General features: G+C 73.8%; 12 protein-coding genes and 1 pseudogene. 9 read left to right on the top strand and 4 right to left on the bottom strand.

What is annotated here, in order from left to right:
- Positions 1 to 362: 362 nt before the first annotated feature.
- Positions 363 to 1,886, top strand: coding sequence for an amidohydrolase family protein (locus ACGFX4_RS32145; RefSeq protein ID WP_393081943.1), 1,524 nt, complete (start codon positions 363 to 365; stop codon positions 1,884 to 1,886).
- Positions 1,887 to 2,095: 209 nt separating this feature from the next.
- Here the strand turns inward: ACGFX4_RS32145 and ACGFX4_RS32140 are convergent, their stop codons facing one another.
- Positions 2,096 to 3,124, bottom strand: coding sequence for a GAF domain-containing protein (locus ACGFX4_RS32140; RefSeq protein ID WP_345699734.1), 1,029 nt, complete (start codon positions 3,122 to 3,124; stop codon positions 2,096 to 2,098).
- Positions 3,125 to 3,405: 281 nt separating this feature from the next.
- On the opposite strand from ACGFX4_RS32140, the gene ACGFX4_RS32135 reads away from it, so the two are divergent.
- From ACGFX4_RS32135 to ACGFX4_RS32115, 5 genes are all read left to right on the top strand, one after another.
- Entirely contained in the window at positions 3,406 to 4,644 is a 1,239-nt protein-coding gene (locus ACGFX4_RS32135) for an acyl-CoA dehydrogenase family protein (protein ID WP_393081940.1), read from the top strand.
- Positions 4,645 to 4,873: 229 nt separating this feature from the next.
- On the top strand, positions 4,874 to 6,742 hold the full coding sequence (locus tag ACGFX4_RS32130) for an ATP-binding protein (RefSeq protein WP_393081938.1): 1,869 nt from the start codon (positions 4,874 to 4,876) through the stop codon (positions 6,740 to 6,742).
- Positions 6,739 to 7,170 (top strand): roadblock/LC7 domain-containing protein, encoded by a 432-nt coding sequence (locus tag ACGFX4_RS32125; RefSeq protein ID WP_345699737.1) that lies wholly within the window; start codon positions 6,739 to 6,741, stop codon positions 7,168 to 7,170. Before ACGFX4_RS32130 ends, ACGFX4_RS32125 begins: the two co-directional genes overlap by 4 nt.
- Positions 7,167 to 7,544, top strand: a complete 378-nt coding sequence (locus ACGFX4_RS32120) for a DUF742 domain-containing protein (protein ID WP_393081935.1) — start codon at positions 7,167 to 7,169, stop codon at positions 7,542 to 7,544. The genes ACGFX4_RS32125 and ACGFX4_RS32120 overlap by 4 nt, the downstream gene beginning before the upstream one ends.
- Before the next feature lie 79 nt (positions 7,545 to 7,623).
- Positions 7,624 to 8,199, top strand: a complete 576-nt coding sequence (locus tag ACGFX4_RS32115; RefSeq protein WP_393081933.1) for an ATP/GTP-binding protein — start codon at positions 7,624 to 7,626, stop codon at positions 8,197 to 8,199.
- A gap of 3 nt (positions 8,200 to 8,202) precedes the next feature.
- Here ACGFX4_RS32115 and ACGFX4_RS32110 read toward each other — a convergent pair whose 3' ends face one another.
- Positions 8,203 to 9,615 carry a PLP-dependent aminotransferase family protein gene (locus ACGFX4_RS32110; protein ID WP_393081930.1) on the bottom strand — a complete coding sequence of 471 codons (1,413 nt, stop codon included), beginning with the start codon at positions 9,613 to 9,615 and terminating at the stop codon, positions 8,203 to 8,205.
- Between the two features lie 34 nt (positions 9,616 to 9,649).
- Here ACGFX4_RS32110 and ACGFX4_RS32105 point away from each other — a divergent pair, with 34 nt between their 5' ends.
- The gene (locus ACGFX4_RS32105) at positions 9,650 to 10,543 is read left to right on the top strand and encodes a DMT family transporter (protein ID WP_393081927.1); all 894 of its coding nucleotides are present in this window, start codon (positions 9,650 to 9,652) and stop codon (positions 10,541 to 10,543) included.
- 64 nt (positions 10,544 to 10,607) lie between these two features.
- Here the strand turns inward: ACGFX4_RS32105 and ACGFX4_RS32100 are convergent, their stop codons facing one another.
- On the bottom strand, positions 10,608 to 11,696 hold the full coding sequence (locus ACGFX4_RS32100; protein WP_393081924.1) for a sugar ABC transporter substrate-binding protein: 1,089 nt from the start codon (positions 11,694 to 11,696) through the stop codon (positions 10,608 to 10,610).
- Positions 11,697 to 11,847: 151 nt separating this feature from the next.
- Positions 11,848 to 12,792, bottom strand: coding sequence for an EamA family transporter (locus ACGFX4_RS32095; RefSeq protein ID WP_393081922.1), 945 nt, complete (start codon positions 12,790 to 12,792; stop codon positions 11,848 to 11,850).
- Between the two features lie 330 nt (positions 12,793 to 13,122).
- Between ACGFX4_RS32095 and ACGFX4_RS32090 the strand changes: the two genes are divergently transcribed.
- Together ACGFX4_RS32090 and ACGFX4_RS32085 are read left to right on the top strand one after the other, a co-directional pair.
- On the top strand, positions 13,123 to 14,580 hold the full coding sequence (locus ACGFX4_RS32090) for a lipase maturation factor family protein (protein ID WP_393081919.1): 1,458 nt from the start codon (positions 13,123 to 13,125) through the stop codon (positions 14,578 to 14,580).
- Positions 14,581 to 14,728: 148 nt separating this feature from the next.
- Positions 14,729 to 16,373 (top strand): annotated as a pseudogene (locus ACGFX4_RS32085) (hypothetical protein); the annotation flags it as partial.

Here is a 16,373-nt window from a genome sequence, read left to right as displayed (position 1 = left end):
CCGGCTTCGCCGGGAGGTGCGCCTGCGGCGCGCATCGAGCCGCGCCTGCGGCGGACTTCGGCTTCGCCGGACTACCCGCTTGTGGCGTTGCTTCGCCGGGAGGCGTCTGCGGCAGGCCCTGAGTCGCGCCTGTGGTGGTGTTCCGGCTTCGCCGGGAGGTGCCGCTGGCGGCGGGCTTCGGGCCGCGTCTGTGGCGGGCTTTGGCTCCGCCGGGCCGTGCCTGCGGTGGCTGGGGGGGGGGCGGTGGGGGTGCTGGGTGGGGGTGGGGGCGGGACGATGGGGGTGGGGAGTCCCGACGGGTTGTGCGAGGAGGCGTCGGTGCGATGGCTGGGAGGATCGCCCTGCGTGGGCGGATCGTTACGATGGACCAGCGGGACAGGGTCCTGCCGGACGGGGTGTTGTACGTCGGGGCGGGTGGGGTGATCGAGGCGGTGCGGCCGGCGGCGGGGCCGCCGCCGGCGGGGTTCGCGGGGGTCCCGGTGACGAGGACGGGGGCGACGGTCTACCCGGGGCTGATCGAGTTGCACAACCATCTGCCGTACGACGTGCTGCAGCTGTGGCAGGTGCCCAAGCGGTTCGACAACCGCGGCCAGTGGGGCGGCACGAAGGACTACCGGCGGCTGGTGACGGGGCCGATGACGGCGCTGGGGCACGATCCGCTGCTGATGCCCGCGGTGGTGCGGTACGTCGAGGCGAAGGCGCTGCTGAACGGGACCACGACGAGCCAGGGCATCGCGCTGTTCAGCAATGCGGGCGCCCGCCGGATGTACCGGGGCGTGGTGCGCAACGTCGAGCAGCCGAAGGACCCGGCGCTGCCGGCGGCCGCGTCGCGGATCGCGGACGTGGACGCGGACGACGCCCGCCGGTTCCTGGACCGGCTGAACCGCAAGCAGCGGCTGCTGCTGCACCTCGCCGAGGGCGTGGACGACGTGGCGCGCGGCCACTTCCGGGCGCTGGAGTTCGAGCCCGGCCGCTGGGCGATCACCGAGAACCTGGTCGGCATCCACTGCACCGGCCTCGGCAGCGAGGACTTCAAGATCCTCGCCGATCACGGCGGCTCGATGGTCTGGTCGCCGCTGTCCAACCTGCTGCTGTACGGGCGGACGGCCGACATCGCCGCGGCCCGGGCGGCGGGCGTGCGGGTGGCGCTGGGGTCGGACTGGTCGGTGTCGGGGTCGAAGGGGCTGCTGGGCGAGTTGAAGGCGGCCCGGCTGGCCGCGGCGGGGGCGGTGTCGGAGCAGGAGCTGGTGGCGATGGCGACCCGTGACGCGGCCCGGATCCTGCGCTGGGACGGGGCGCTGGGGATGCTGCGGCCGGGTCTGCGGGCCGATCTGCTGGCGGTGGCCACGACCGACGCCGATCCGTACCGGGGGCTGGTCGCCGCCCGGGACGGCGACATCCGGCTGGTGGCGATCGGCGGCACGGCCCGGTACGGGGAGGCGGGGTTGATGCGGAGCCTGGTCGCGCCGGGGGCCCGGCTGGAGGAGCCGATGCCGGAGCGGCTGGTGAACCTGGACGACCCGGACGGCGATCCGCTGGTCGCGGGGGTCACGCTGGCCGAGGCGACCCGGCGGCTGACCGGTGCGCTGGCCTCGCTGCCCACGCTCGGGGCGGGCCCGGGTCCGCTCGCCGTGCCCGGTGAGCGGCCGACCTGGCGGCTGGCGCTGGACGAGATCCAGCAGACCGGCGCCGAGCTGCGCCCGCGCCTCCCGTTCGGCGACCGGCCGAGCGGGCCGGTGGTCGACCTGGCGCCGCTGGCGGCGCTGACCGCGTTGGGCCTGGACGGTCTGACGGCCGGGGCGGACGCCGCGTACCGTACGACCCTGGCCGGCGAGGCCAACCTTCCGGCCGGTCTGCGCGCGGCCCTGGTGGCGCAGCTGGCGTGAGTTCCGGCGGGCGGGTGAGTGTCCGCGAGGCAGGCGAGTCCCGCGGGGAGGGTGAGGGATCGAGGGATCGGGGGAGGGTCAGGTCGTGAGCGTGTGCAGCACGGTGCCGCGGACGGAGGGCCCCCTGTTCCGACGCCGTCCCGACCCGGTCGGCTGCTCGGCACGACCGTACCGGGATCGGCGTCGAAGTGACAGGGACACGACCGATCTCAGCCGGGCAGGCCGCGGCCGGACTGCTGCAGGCGGTCGACCAGCAGCGCCGCGAGGGTGCCCAGCTCCTCCTCGGTGCGGGACTGCGCGGTGACGTCCATGCCGACCGTCAGCACGCCGTTGACCTGGCCGCTCCGGGCGTTGCGCAGCGGGGTGCAGGTGAAGGTGTACACCTGCTCGGCGCGCCGGGCGCTCGGCAGGTAGGACTGCACCCGGACCTCCTTGAGCACGGTGGCCCGCCCGCTCAGGTAGGCGTCGGCGACCGCGTGGGCGAGGCCCGCGGCGGCCAGCTGCGGGTACATCTGGCCGATCGGCGCGTAGGGGCCGGGGTTGCCGAAGATGCCCGCGTGCTCGCCGTTGGCGTAGCGGATCAGGTGGTCCGGGCCGTCGGTGAGCATGATCGGGAACGGCGAGCCGTCGAACGCGGCGAACATCTCCTGCTGCTGGAGCAGCAGGTTGTCGCGCAGCCGGATTTCGGACAGCAGGGCCTCGGCGAGGTGCTGGATGTCCTTGAGCCGCTCGCGGCCCCACTGGCGGGGTTCGCGGTCGAGCACGCAGACGGTGCCGATCACGGTGTTGGTGTCGTCGACCAGGGGGGCGCCCAGGTAGGCGCGCACACCCAGTTCGTCCACCACCGGGTTTCCGGCGAACCGCGGGTAGGCCAGGATGTCGTCCAGTGCGAGGGGGGAGCGCTGTGCCACCACGTGCGGGCAGAAGCCGTGGCTGAGCGGCATCTCCCGGTTGGGCAGATCGAAGGCGATGCCCCGGTCCGCCCAGGTGTCGTCGTCCTCCAGCTGGGCCGGATTTGGCGGAATGTAGAGCCCGCGGAACATCTGCCGCTCGTCGTTGACGAAGTTCACCATCGCGATCGGGGCCCTGGTGATGCTGGCCGCGAGGTGCGCGAAGCGGTCGAAGGCCTCGTCCGGGCTGGGGTCGTTCAAGCCGAGGCTGCGCAGGCGCCGGGTCCGCTCCGACTCGCCGCCGCCGCCGCCCGGGAAGGCGTTCTGAGCGCCCATCACATCTGTCATGGCGCACATGTAATCAGACTTCGGTAGCGCCTTCGAAGACGGCCCGTCAGTTCCGCTCCGTGGAACCTGGGCAAGATCAATTCCCACCTGACGGCCGCTCAAACCATTCGCAAATTCGTTCCGCCGACTTCTCGCCATTCCATGATCACACCCTGGAGTCACACGCTCACCCCATATGACAATGAGCGGCGCCGAGCAGGTCCGCTCCCGTGCGATGGGCGGCCATGCGGCCTCGGGGGGACAGCCGGGGGCGACGACCGATCACGAGAGGACACTGGAGCATGGTGGGCACGGGCACAGGTGCGGACTACTTCACCGACGAGCGCCACAACCGGCTCCGCGAGGAGGTCCGGGCGTTCGCCGAGAAGGAAGTCCGCCCGCAGGTGGCGCGGATGGAGTCCGACCGCGAGGTCGAGTTCGAACTGGCGCGGGAGATCGCGCGCAGAGGCTGGATAGGCGTCACGATAGGACGCGAGTACGGCGGCATGGGGCTCGGCCACCTGGCGAAGACGGTGGTGATCGAGGAGCTGGCCCGGGTCAGCGGCGCGATCGGCGCGATCGCCCAGGCCTCCCAGCTGGGTGTCGCCAAGGTGATCCACTTCGGCAACGAGCGGCAGCGCCGGTACTGGCTGCCGCGGTTCGCCTCGGGGGAGGCGCTGCCGACGATCGCGGTCACCGAGCCGGAGTCCGGCGGCCACGTGCTCGGGATGGCCGGCACCGCCCGCCGCGAGGGCGACGAGTACGTGCTGAACGGCCGCAAGTGGTTCGTCGGCAACTCGCACATCGGCGACGTGCACGGCGTGGTGTTCCGGACCGGCAAGGGTTCGCGCGGGCTCTCCGCGTTCCTGGTGGAGAGCGACCGGCCGGGCTTCCGGCTGGGCGACCTCGGCAGCCAGAGCGGCCTGCACGGCTTCAGCTTCGGCGAGTTGGTCTTCGAGGAGTGCCGGGTCCCGGCCGCCAACCGGCTCGGCCGCGAGGGCCAGGGGCTGGACGTCGCGTACTCCTCGTCGATCCTGTACGGACGGCCCAACCTCGCCGCGGTCGCGCTCGGCATCCACCGGGCGATCGTCGAGGACACCGTCCGCTTCGCCGAGGACCGCACGATGTACGGCCGGCCGCTGTCCGCGCTGCCCAACATCAGTCTGAAGATCGGCGAGATGCAGTCCCGGCTGATGACCGCCCGGCTGGCCGCGTACCACGCCGCCCACCTGCTGGACCGCGGACTGCCCTGCGACGCCGAGCTGATGAACTCCAAGCTGATCAACACCGAGTACGCGCTGGACTCGGCCCGCGCCGCGATGGAGATCCACGCCGCCCGCGGCCTGCAGTCGTCCTTCGCGATCGAGCGCTACCTGCGCGACGCGACCCACATCTACCCGCCGGCCGGCACCTCGGACGTCCAGCGGCTGCGTCTCGGGCAGGTGGCGGCGGGCAGTTACGGCGTCCAGTGGTCGGAGAAGCTCGGCCACCTCGCGAAGCTCCCCGACGACGGCCCGGGCCTACGGGCGCTGGCCAGCTGACCTGCGAGGACACCGAACCGGACGGCCCGTCGGAGCAGTCTGACGGACCGTCCGGACATGACGTGTTCATTAACATCTCGTCAGTTGATGTTGCTATCAGGCCCATCGGGGCTGGTAGCGTGCGTGCAGCCAGCAAGCTCGCTGCACGGAACCGTTCGATGACGGACAGTCAAATCCACCGACTGGACCGGGCGTCCACCCGGCGCCGCGCACCCGTACAAGGACTCAGATGCCAGGCACACCGGCCACGCACCCCGGACACCGCGCCGGCCGCTCCGGCTCCCTCCGCACCTCGCTCCTTCCCCTGGTCCTGGTCCCCTGCCTGGGCCTGGCGCTCGGCTGGGGCTGGGCCGCCGTCCTGCTGTTGAGCAGCGGGCACGGCGCAGCGGCCGCGGTCGGCACCCCGCTGGTCGCCGCCGTCCTGGCCTGGAGCCTGGTCCGCGGCCGCCAGACCGCCCTCGCGCTCACCGCCCGTATCGACGGGCTACGCGAGCTCGCCCGCGGCCTGGCCGAGAGCGAACTGCCCGACGTGGTCGACCGGATCCGGGCCGGCGAGGACCTCCCGCCGCTCGCCCAGTCGTTCCCCGTCGCCCCGCGCGACCGCCGGGCCGGCAGCGACGAGCTGCAGCAGGTCGCCGAGGCGGTGGACGCCGTCCGGCGCGCCGCCGTCACCGCGATCGTCCAGCAGGCCCAGGGCCGCGAGGGATCCAAGAAGGTCTTCCTCAACATCGCCCGCCGCACCCAGGTGCTGATCCACCGCCAGATCAACATGCTGGACGCCCTGGAGCGCGAGCACGAGGAACCCGAGCTGCTCAAGGAGCTGTTCGCGGTCGACCACCTGGCCACCCGGATGCGGCGCAACGCCGAGAACCTGGTCATCCTCGGCGGCGCGCTGCCCGCCCGCCGCTGGCGCAACGCCGTGCCGATGGTCAACGTGCTGCGCAGCTCGGTCTCTGAGACCGAGAACTACGCCCGGGTCGCCGTCCAGGGCGTGCCGCGGATCTCGCTCAGCGGCCAGGCGGTCGCCGACGTCATCCACCTGACCGCCGAGCTGATCGAGAACGGCACCACCTTCTCCCCGCCGTACACCCAGGTGCTGGTCTCCGCCCAGGAGGTCCCCAAGGGCCTGGCCGTCGAGGTCGAGGACCGCGGGCTCGGCATGTCCGAGGAGGAGTACGAGCGGCTCAACGCCTACCTCTCCGACCCGCCCGAGCTGGACGTCGCCGCGCTCGGCGACGACCTGCGGCTCGGCCTGTTCGTGGTCTCCCGGCTCGCGGCCCGGCACGACATCCAGGTCACCCTGCGGCCCTCGCCGTACGGCGGCACCCGGGCCGTTGTGCTGGTCCCTGCCGCGCTGCTGGAGCAGCCGGAGTCCCCGGCGGGCATCCCCGGGCTGCCGTTCGGCGCCCGGGTCGCCGGTCCCGCCGCGGGCCTGGGCACGGCGCCCGCGCTGAGCGCGCTGACCGGTGGTGCCGTCGAGCCGGCGGCCGTCGAGCCGCAGGCCGGCGACATGATCCCGGGCCTGCCCGGTGCGGTGGTGGCCGCCTTCTCCTTCCCCCGGCCGACCGCCGAGGCCGCCGATCCGTTCGGCCCGCTGGAGCCGGACGACCTGGACGCGGCGCTGGCCGCCGCCCTCTCCGCACGCGCCGCCGCCCGGCCCGAGGCACTGGAGGCCGGCCCGGCCGAGTCCGCGCCGACCGATCCGGAACCGCCGGTGCACGGCGCGGTGGCCGACGCCGTCGAGCTCGCGGAGCCGGCCCGGCCCGGCGCCGACTGGTTCGACGCCGCCCGCTCGGGCTTCGAGTCCGGCGAGGACGACGGGCTGCGCACACCCGCGGTGCTGCCCAAGCGGGTGCGCAACGCCAGCCTGGCCGACCAGCTGCGGGAGACCGCCGCCGAGCGCCCCGAGCCCGCCGGGCCCGCCGCGCCGTCCCCCGCCGAACCGGCCGCCGAGCACACCCCGCAGCGCTCCCGCGCCACCATGGCCGCGATCCAGCGCGGCACCCGGACCGCCCGCCTGACCCCCGACCACCCTGCCGCCGAGGCCGCCGCCCCGGCGCCCGAGGACGCATCGCCTACCGAGGATCCCCACCGATGACCCAGCTCACCGACACCCAGCGCGATCTCAACTGGCTCCTCGACGAGCTGGTGTCCCGGGTCCCGGAGACCCGGCACGCGATCGTGCTGTCCGAGGACGGCCTGCTGGTCGGCATGTCGAAGCAGCTCGACCGCGCGGACGCCGAGCACCTCTCGGCGGTCGCCTCCGGCCTGCAGAGCCTCGCGCGCGGCGCGGGCCAGCGCTTCGACGGCGGCACCGTCCGGCAGACGGTGATCGAGATGGACCGGCTGTTCCTGTTCGTCACCACCGCCGGCCAGGGCGCCCGGCTCGCCGTGCTCACCTCCGAGGAGGTCGACGCGGGCCTGATGGCGTACGAGATCAACATGCTGGTCAAGCAGGTCGGCCAGTACCTGACCGCCGCGCCGCGCAGCGACGCCGGTCGGGGTGCCGCGGGTGACGGCGCGTGACCGTGGAGTCCGAGGACGCCTGGTTCGACCGCGACGCGGGGCATCTGGTCCGCCCGTACGCCATCACCGGCGGGCGGACCGCCTCCGAGCGGGACGACCTCTCGCTGATCACCCTCGTGGTGACCACCGACCCGCGCACCGACACCACGCGGATGTCGCCCGAGCAGGCCGCCATCCTGGCGCTCTGCCTGGAGCGGCCGCTCGCCGTGGCGGAGATCGCCGCCGGCCTGGACCTGCCGGTCAGCGTGGTCAAGGTGCTGCTGGGCGACCTCGCGGAGGCCGCGCTGATCCTCACCCGCGCGCCCGTCCCGCTGGCCGAGGTCCCGGACCTGGCGCTGATCCAGGCCGTGATCGAGGGCGTCCGCAACCTCTGACCGGCGGCCGGGCCGACCGCCCGACCGCCCCGACCGCACGTCACCTGCACTGAGGGGTACACACGATGGAGCTCGCCGCATGACCGCCGGCCTGGTGCCGGGGGCGGTCAAGATCCTGGTCGCCGGCGGCTTCGGCGTGGGCAAGACCACCATGGTCGGCTCGGTCAGCGAGATCGAGCCGCTGCAGACCGAGGAGCGGATCACCCAGGCCAGCGTCGGCGTGGACAGCCTGGACGGGGTCCGCACCAAGTCCACCACCACGGTGGCGATGGACTTCGGGCGGATCACCATCCACGACGAGCTGGTGCTCTACCTGTTCGGCACGCCCGGACAGTTCCGCTTCTGGTTCATGTGGGACGACCTCTCGCTCGGCGCGCTGGGCGCGGTGGTGCTGGCCGACACCCGGCGGCTGGAGAGCAGCTTCGCCGCGGTCGACTTCTTCGAGCAGCGCGGCATCCCGTTCGCCGTCGGGGTCAACTGCTTCCACGGGCGCCGCGACTGCACCCCGGACGAGGTGCGGGCCGCGCTCGACCTCGACCCGTCGGTGCCGGTGGTCCTGTGCGACGTGCGCGACCGCGCCTCCAGCAAGGACGTGCTGCTCGCCCTGCTCGACCGGGTCCGTGACCGCGCCCTCAGCGCTGCCGCGGCCGTTTAGCCCTCAGGTCCCGCCCAGGGCTCGGCGGAGGCGGTGGACGCCCTCGGTGATCCGGGCCGGGGATTCGGCGCAGGCGTAGCCGACCCGCAGGTGCGGGCCGGGCGGCTCGGCGGTGAAGTAGCCGCGGCCCGGGGTGACGGCGACGCCCTCGCGCAGGGCGGCGGCCGCGACGGCGGCCGGGTCGGTGCCGTCCGGCAGCCGGAGCCACAGGTGGTAGCCGCCGTACGGCAGCCGGGCGGGGGCGAGCCCGCCGAGCGCCGCGGCCGCCGCGGTGCGCCGCTCCCGCAGGGCGTTGCCGAGCGCCTTGAGGTGGCGCGGCCAGCCGGGGGAGCCGACCAGTTCGAGCGCCGCCTCCTGGAGCGGACGCGGGACGAAGAAGGAGTCCACCGCCTGCACCGCGCGCAGCCTGGCCAGCGCCGGACCCTTCGCGGCGAGCGCCGCGACCCGCAGGTTGGGCGAGGTGGCCTTGGTGAGCGAGCGGATGTGCACGACCACGCCGTCCGGGTCGTCGGCGGCGAGCGGCGGCGGCAGCTCGGGCGCGTCGGCGTGCACCAGCCGCCGGGCGAAGTCGTCCTCGACCACGAACGCCCCGGCGTCCCGGGCGATCCGCACCACCTCGCGGCGCCGCTCGGCGGAGAGCACCGTCCCGGTGGGGTTCTGGAACAGCGGCTGGCAGACCAGCAGCCGGGCGCCGCTGGCGGCGAACGCCCCGGCCAGCAGGTCGGTGCGCAGCCCGTCGCGGTCGACCGGCACCGGGACCGGCCGCAGCCCGGCGGCGCGGGCGATCGCCAGCATCCCGGGGTAGGTCGGCGACTCGACCAGGACCGGCGCGCCGGGTGCGGCCAGCGAGCGCAGCGCGGTGGTGAGCGCGGACTGCCCGCCGGCGGCGATCAGCACGTCGGCCGCGGTGACGCTCTCGGCGATGTCGCGGGCGAACCAGGCGCGCAGCTCGGGCAGGCCCTCCAGCGGCGGGCGGCTCCAGGCGCCGGGCCGCCGGCCGGCCCGGGCGAGCGCCCCGGCGAGGGCCTGCTCGGGCTGGAGCGAGGGGTGCAGGTAGCCGCTGTTGAGGTCGATCACCTCGGCGGGCGGCAGGGCGAGGGCGGTGAGGACCCCGGAGGCGTCGATCGAGCGCGCGGGCGGCAGCCCGGCCTCGGCGCTGAGCGCGACCTCCTGCCAGGAGGTGTCGCCGGGGGCGGGTGCGGAGCGCCGCGGCTCGGCGCGGAACACCCCGGCGCCCGGCCGGGACACCACCAGGCCCTCGGCGGCCAGCGCGGAGATCGCCCGGGAGACCGTCACCGGGCTCACCTGGTGCCGCTGCACGAGCTCCCGGCTGGACGGCAGCTTCTCACCGATGGAGTAGCGGACGACCTCCCGCCGCAGCATCGAGGCCAGCTCGGCCACGCTCGTCCGCTCCATGGTCGACCGCCCTTCGCAACTGCTACGCTCATGTATGACAGCACACGATAGCGCTTTTCTCCCCCGCTCGATAGCGGTCGGCGGCACCGCCCGCGCCTCCCTCGGGGTGCTCTGCTTCTCCTTCAGCTTCCCGGCCACGGTGTGGGCGCTCGACGGCTTCGGCCCCTGGAGCGCCACCGGGCTGCGCGGCGTGCTGGCCGCCCTGGTGGCGGGCGTCTGCCTGGTGGTCCGCCGGGTGCCGCTGCCGGCCCGGGCCGACCGGCTGGGCCTGCTGGTCGTCGCGGCGGGTTGTGTGCTCGGCTTCCCGCTGCTCACCACGCTGGCGCTGACCAGTTCCTCGACCGCGCACTCGGCGGTGGTGATCGGCCTGCTGCCGCTGGCCACCGCGGTGGTCTCGGCGGTGCGGACGGGTGCCCGCCCGCCGCGGGCGTTCTGGTGGGCGGCGGGCGCGGGGGCGGCCGTGGTGGCGGCGTTCACGCTGCAGCAGAGCAGCGGCGCGCCGGGCCTGGCGGACCTGTACCTGATGGGCGCGCTGCTGGTCTGCGCGGCCGGCTATGCGGAGGGCGGCCGGCTGGCGCGGCGGATGCCGGGCTGGCAGGTGATCGCCTGGGCGGTGGTGGCGGCGCTGCCGGTGATGGTGCTGACCGCGGCGCTGGGGCTGGGCGCCGAACCGGTCCGGGTGAGCGCGCACGGACTGCTGGGCCTGCTGTACGTCGGCGCGGTCTCGCAGTTCGGCGGCTTCGTGCCCTGGTACCGGGGGATGGCGGAGATCGGCGTGCCCCGGGCCAGTCAGCTGCAGCTCGCCCAGCCGCTGCTGACGCTCGGCTGGGCGGTGCTGGTGCTGGGCGAGCGGCTGCCGGCCGCCGCGCCGGTCGCGGCGCTGGCGGTGGTCGGCTGCATCGCCGCCACCCAGCGGATCCGCCGCTGAGCCGACGGGCCCGGCGGCCCGTCGGCTCAGCGGGGGTCCGGCGGCTCGGCGGCGGATCCCGGGGTCAGACCTGGATGCCGAGGTCCTTGCAGGCCTTGGCGTACGTCCCGGAGCAGACCTCGGACGCCTTGTAGAGCCCGCCGGCGATCACCGTGTCGTTGATCTTGGCCTTGGTGACCACGATCGGGGTGAGCAGCATCGAGGGGATCTGGTTGCCCTGGCTGTCGGTGATGGTGGCCGCGACGGCGGTGACGTCCAGGCCCTTCAGCAGGTAGACGGCGAGGTTGGCGGCGGCGTCCGCCTCCGGCCGGTACGGCTTGTAGATGGTGTACGTCTGCTCACCGGTCAGCACCCGCCGGACCGCGTCCAGCGAGGCGTCCTGCCCGCCGACCGGGACGTCGTTGTGCCCGGCCTTGTGCAGGGTGTCGATGATCGAGGCGGCCATGCCGTCGTTGGCGGAGTAGACGGCCTGGAAGCCGTTCTTGCCGAGCTTGCCGATCGCGTCGTTCATCTTCTGCGCGGCGACCTCCGGCTTCCACTCGCCGGACTGCTCGTAGGCGATCCGCTTGACCTTGCCGTCGAGGGCCTTGTGCGCGCCCTCCTTGAAGTCGGCGGCGTTCGGGTCGGTCTCCGAGCCGTTGATCATCACGATCTCGGCGTTGGCGGCCTTCGGGCCGAGCGCGTCCAGCAGGGCCTGGCCCTGGAGTTCGCCGGTGCGCTTGTTGTCGAAGGAGATGTACGCGGCGACCTTGCCGGCGGCGAGCCGGTCGTACGCGATCACCTTGGTGCCCTGCTTGGTGGCCTTCTCGACCCAGGGCGCGGTGACGGCGGCGTTCACCGGGTCGAGCACGATCACCTTGACCCCGCGGGAGAGCAGTGCGTCGAACTGCTCCTTCTGCTTGTTCTCGTCACCGTCGGCGTTGGCGTAGTCGACGGTGCAGCGGGTGCACAGGCCGGTGACCGAAGCCTCGATCATCGGCTTGTCGAACGCCTCGTAGCGGGTGGACGACGCCCGTTCGGGCAGGAGCAGTCCGACCGCTCGGTTGTTGCTCGACGACGGCTTCGCGCCGTCCGACCCGCAGGCGGACAGCGACAGGGCCAGCGCCACGGCGGCGGCCGTGGCGACGGCGATGCGAGGCGGAGTTGCGCTCATGGTGGGTGGGGCCTCCCTGACAGCGCCGCAACATTGCAGCGAGGTGAAGGAGTCAAGCGGGCGCGTCAACGTGACGTCAATAAGTAAAACAATCTGCTCACAGAATCGACCAAGTCGTTACCTTCTTGAATGCTGCGTTCAGGACCTCCGGCTACCGCTCGGTACGCACCACCAGGCACACCCCGGCCACCACGATCGCGCCGCCCAGGACGATCGGCCAGGTCAGGGGCTCGGCGAGGATCAGCCAGCCGAGCACCACCGCCACCACCGGGTTGACGTACGCGTACGTCGCGACCAGCGGAAGCGGTGCGCGCTGCAGCAGCCATGCATAGGCCGTGAACGCGACAAGTGAACCGAACGTGAACAGGTACGCCAAGGCGACCCAGGACGCGGTGGACACCGCCGCCGGGTCGAAGTGCCGCGGCTCGCCCCGTACCAGCGCCAGCAGGCCCGCGCCGACGCCGGCCGTCAGCATCTCGTACACGCTGGCCGCGAACGGGTTGGCCGGCATCGGCAGGTAGCCCGCGAGGAACGAACCGAACGCCCAGATCAGCGCCGCCGCGACCACCATCAGCAGACCGGTCAGCCGCACCTCGCCGGTCAGCCCGGGCGAGGTCAGCACCAGCAGTCCGACCAGGCCGAGCAGCACCCCGCCGACCGTCGCCGCCGGGGTCCGCCGCCCCGCCGTGCGCCGCAGCAGCACCACCCACAGCGGCACGCTCGCCACCAGCAGCGCGGTCACCCCGGACGGCACCGTCCGCTCGGCCAGCACCACCAGGCCGTTGCCGCCGATCAGCAGCAGCGCGCCGACCAGCGCCGCCGACGCGAACTGCCGCCCGCTCACCCGCAGCGCCGACGGGCCCTGCCGCCACGCCACCAGCGCGGCCAGCAGCGCCCCGGCGACCAGGAAGCGGGCGGAGGCGGAGAGGAACGGCGGGATGGTCTCCACCACCACCCGGATCGCCAGGTAGGTGGAGCCCCAGACCACGTACACGATGCCGAGCGCGGCCCAGATCGCGCCGGAGGTGGAGCGGGCCGCCGGGGGAGCGGTGTCCTGGAGGGGAGGGGAGACCGGTGGTCGGGACTGGGTGGTCATGAGCATCTCCGGGTTACGGTCCTGTTGTGGGGGTCGCTCGCATGAGACCACACCGGAGGCCGTCCCCGACAGCGGCATTCCGGCAGGATCACCGCGAAATACCGCCGACCGGGCGCGGTGTCGAGCGGGCGTACGCCGACCGTGCGCCGGTCGGGCCCTGGTCGGTGCCGGTCGGGTGCCGCTCCGGTGCCGTCGGGCGCCGACCGTGGGGCCGACCGGATGAACCGGCAGGTCCGGCGCGCCCGCGAGGCCCGCCGCCCCGGCCCGCCGGGTGGTACGGATGGGGGCGGCCCGAGCGCAGCCGACCCGACGACCCGAGGAGCGGCCCGGATGGACTGGTTCGCCGCCCCCGAGTACTGGCTCGCCCGGGAGGTGTGCCAGCGCCTGATCGCCGCCCTCTACGTGATCGCCTTCGTCGCCGCCGCACGCCAGTTCCGCGCCCTGATCGGCGAACACGGCATGCTGCCCGTCCCGCGCCACCTGGCCCGCGCCGGCTTCCGCCGCTCACCCAGCCTGTTCCACTGGCGGTACTCCGACCGCCTGTTCGCCGGCGTCTCCTGGACCGGCGCGCTGCTCTCCGCCGCCCTCGTCGCAGGAGCGGGCGACCTGCTGCCCCTGGGTGCCGCCATCGCCCTGTGGCTGCTGCTCTGGGCGCTCTACCTCTCGATCGTCAACGTCGGCCAGACCTGGTACGCCTTCGGCTGGGAGTCCCTGCTGCTGGAGGCCGGCTTCCTGGCCGCCTTCCTCGGCAACGACGACGTCGCACCGCCCGTCCTCGGCATGTGGCTGCTGCGCTGGCTGCTCTTCCGGGTCGAATTCGGCGCCGGACTGATCAAATGGCGCGGCGACGCCTGCTGGCGCAAGCTCACCTGCCTCTACTACCACCACGAGACCCAGCCGATGCCCGGCCCGCTCAGCTGGTTCTTCCACCACCTGCCCCGCCCGCTGCACAGGGTCGAGGCCGCCGCCAACCACGCCGTCCAACTCGTGGTGCCCTTCGGCCTCTTCCTGCCCCAGCCCGGCGCGACCGTCGCCGCCCTGCTGATCACTGTCACCCAGCTGTGGCTCGTCCTCTCCGGCAATTTCGCCTGGCTCAACTGGCTGACCATCGCCCTCGCCCTCTCCGCCGTCGACACCACCCGGCTGTCCGCGCTGCCCGCACCGCCCTCGTTCGGAGACCAACCGCTCTGGTACCAGGGACTGCTGGCCGCCCTCACCGCCCTCGTCCTGGTGCTCAGCTGGTGGCCGGTACGCAACCTGATCTCCCCGCGGCAGCGGATGAACTACTCCTTCAACCGCCTCCACCTGGTCAACGCGTACGGCGCCTTCGGCTCGGTCAACCGGATCCGGTACGAGATCGTGGTCGAAGGCACCACCGAATTCCCACCGGACCGGCACACCCGCTGGCACCCGTACGGATTCAAGGGCAAACCGGGCGAATTGCGGCGGATGCCCCGCCAGTTCGCCCCCTACCACCTGCGCCTGGACTGGCTGATGTGGTTCGCCGCGATCTCACCCGACTACGCCCGGCCCTGGTTCGCCCCGTTCGTCGCCCGGCTGCTCGTCAACGACCCCGACACCCTCCGGCTGCTGCGCCACAACCCCTTCCCCGACCGCCCGCCCGCCTGCGTCCGCGCCAGGCTCTACCGCTACCGTTTCACCCACCCGCGCCAACTCCGTTCCGACGGCGCGTGGTGGGAGCGGACCCCGGTCCGCGAGTACCTCCCGCCCGTCACCATCGAGGACCTCGCCCACCTCGCACCCCGGCACCGGCGGGGACGGCAATGACGCCGCCCCCGGCGACGCCGTGGCACGCCGGTGCAGACAGGGGTCCGGTGCGTGCATGGCTCGAACGCTCACCCGTATCCTGGCCCTCCACAAACCCCCGCCGCACCTCCCGTCCCAACGCCTCCCCCCGCCACGAACCGGACTTCACATGACTGTGCCCAACCTGAAGGACGCCGACGACACGGCGTCGGCCGCCCCGGCCGCCCCCGGCCCGAGGGACGGCGACGACCGCCCCAGCACCCGCGAGGAGCTCGGCCGGTACGCCGAACAGGGCGGCTTCACCCTGACCGCCGCCGCCAATCCCTGGCTCGAGGCCGCTGACTCCATCGCCGGCGCCGAGGATGCCCGCGCCGCGTCCAGCGTCCTCGCCGAACTGCGAAGCCGCGACATCCGCGCCATCGGCGGCTCCGTCACCGGCATCGCCGCCAAGGCCGGCCTCGACGTCCCCGAGACGCTGATCGGCCTCGCCACCCTCCTCGACCTGCTCCAGCGCGTCCACGCCACCGCCGCGGTCCTCACCGCCGCCGCGTACGACGCCGACCTCGACGCGCTCACCGCCGCCACCGCGAGCGGCCGCTGGCGCAAGGACCAGGGCGTCAAGCTCTCCTGGGGCCGACGCCGCGCCCTGCGCTCCACCGCCCGCGGCTACGCCGCCGGCGGCAAGCGCGCCGGACGCGCCGACCTGCACGCCGCGCTGCTCGCCGCCGGCACCGTCCGCTCCGACTGGGCCGCGCTCGCCGCCGACGGCACGACCGCCCGTCCGTCCGTACCCGTCGACGGCACCCTCCTCGCCGAGACCGCCCAGGCCATCGAGTCGCTCGCCGACGCCGTCCGCACCCTCGGCCGGCTGCTGCCCGACCGCAGCCTCGACACCCACCCGCTCGGCGACCTCGCCGACCTCGTCGACCGGCTCGCCGCGGACGAAGGCACCCTCTACCGGCTGCCCGCCCTCCGCGAACTGCGCACCGCCCTCGACGAGCAGGGCCTCGGCGACCTGCTGACCGAACTCAGCGAGCGCCAGGCCGACCGCGACGCCGCCCTCGCGGCGTACGACCGCCACCTCGAGCCCGAGTCCGCCCGCAGCGCCCTCGCGGCCGGCCCCCGCACCCCGGCCGACGAAACCGTCACCGAGGCCGTCGCTGAGCCGGAGGCGGACGCGGAGACCGAGCCCGTTGCCGCGGCCGAGCCGGAGGCGGACGTCGAGCCCGTCGCTGAGGTCACCACCGAGGTGGAGGCCGACGCCGAGCCGGAGGCGGAGAGCGTCGCTGAGCTGGAGGTTGCCGCTGAGGCGGAGACCGTCACCGAGGCCGAGCCCGTCGCCGAGCCCGTCGCCGATGTCGAGGCTGCGGCCGAGCCGGCCGTCGCTGAGGTCACCACCGAGGTGGAGGCCGTCGCCGAGCCCGTCGCCGAGGTCGAGGCTGCGGCCGAGCCGGAGGCGGCTGTCGAGGCTGCCGCTGAGCCGGTCGCCGTTGAGGACGCCACCGAGGTGGAGGCCGACGCGGAGCCTGAGCCGGTTGCCGTCGCTGAGGTCGAGGCCGTGGTCGAGCCGGAGGCTGCCGAGGTCGAGGCTGCGGTCGAGCCCGAGGCGGACCCGGAGCCTGCTGCCGAGGTTGAGGCCGAGGTTGCGTCTGAGCCGGTGGCCGTCACCGAGGTCGAGGCTGTGGCCGAGCCCGATGTCGCTGCCGAGCCGGTCACCGCGCCCGAGGCGGACGTGGAGCCGGAGGCCGTCACCGAGGGCGAGGTTGCTGCCGAGTCGGAGACCGTTGCCGAGGCTGAGCCCGTGGCTGCGGCTG

It is taken from the genome of Kitasatospora sp. NPDC048365 (genome assembly GCF_043200835.1).
Lineage (GTDB): Bacteria > Actinomycetota > Actinomycetes > Streptomycetales > Streptomycetaceae > Kitasatospora > Kitasatospora terrestris.
Note: the sequence above shows the minus strand (reverse complement) of the source record. Positions and strands in the feature narration are given on the sequence as shown.

Bases quoted from the DNA above. Each gene is read 5' to 3' on its own strand.
- ACGFX4_RS32145 (WP_393081943.1), top strand. From the start codon at position 363: ATGGACCAGCGGGACAGGGTCCTGCCGGACGGGGTGTTGTACGTCGGG.
- ACGFX4_RS32140 (WP_345699734.1), bottom strand. From the start codon at position 3,124: ATGACAGATGTGATGGGCGCTCAGAACGCCTTCCCGGGCGGCGGCGGC.
- ACGFX4_RS32135 (WP_393081940.1), top strand. From the start codon at position 3,406: ATGGTGGGCACGGGCACAGGTGCGGACTACTTCACCGACGAGCGCCAC.
- ACGFX4_RS32130 (WP_393081938.1), top strand. From the start codon at position 4,874: ATGCCAGGCACACCGGCCACGCACCCCGGACACCGCGCCGGCCGCTCC.
- ACGFX4_RS32125 (WP_345699737.1), top strand. From the start codon at position 6,739: ATGACCCAGCTCACCGACACCCAGCGCGATCTCAACTGGCTCCTCGAC.
- ACGFX4_RS32115 (WP_393081933.1), top strand. From the start codon at position 7,624: ATGACCGCCGGCCTGGTGCCGGGGGCGGTCAAGATCCTGGTCGCCGGC.
- ACGFX4_RS32110 (WP_393081930.1), bottom strand. From the start codon at position 9,615: ATGGAGCGGACGAGCGTGGCCGAGCTGGCCTCGATGCTGCGGCGGGAG.
- ACGFX4_RS32105 (WP_393081927.1), top strand. From the start codon at position 9,650: ATGACAGCACACGATAGCGCTTTTCTCCCCCGCTCGATAGCGGTCGGC.
- ACGFX4_RS32100 (WP_393081924.1), bottom strand. From the start codon at position 11,696: ATGAGCGCAACTCCGCCTCGCATCGCCGTCGCCACGGCCGCCGCCGTG.
- ACGFX4_RS32095 (WP_393081922.1), bottom strand. From the start codon at position 12,792: ATGACCACCCAGTCCCGACCACCGGTCTCCCCTCCCCTCCAGGACACC.
- ACGFX4_RS32090 (WP_393081919.1), top strand. From the start codon at position 13,123: ATGGACTGGTTCGCCGCCCCCGAGTACTGGCTCGCCCGGGAGGTGTGC.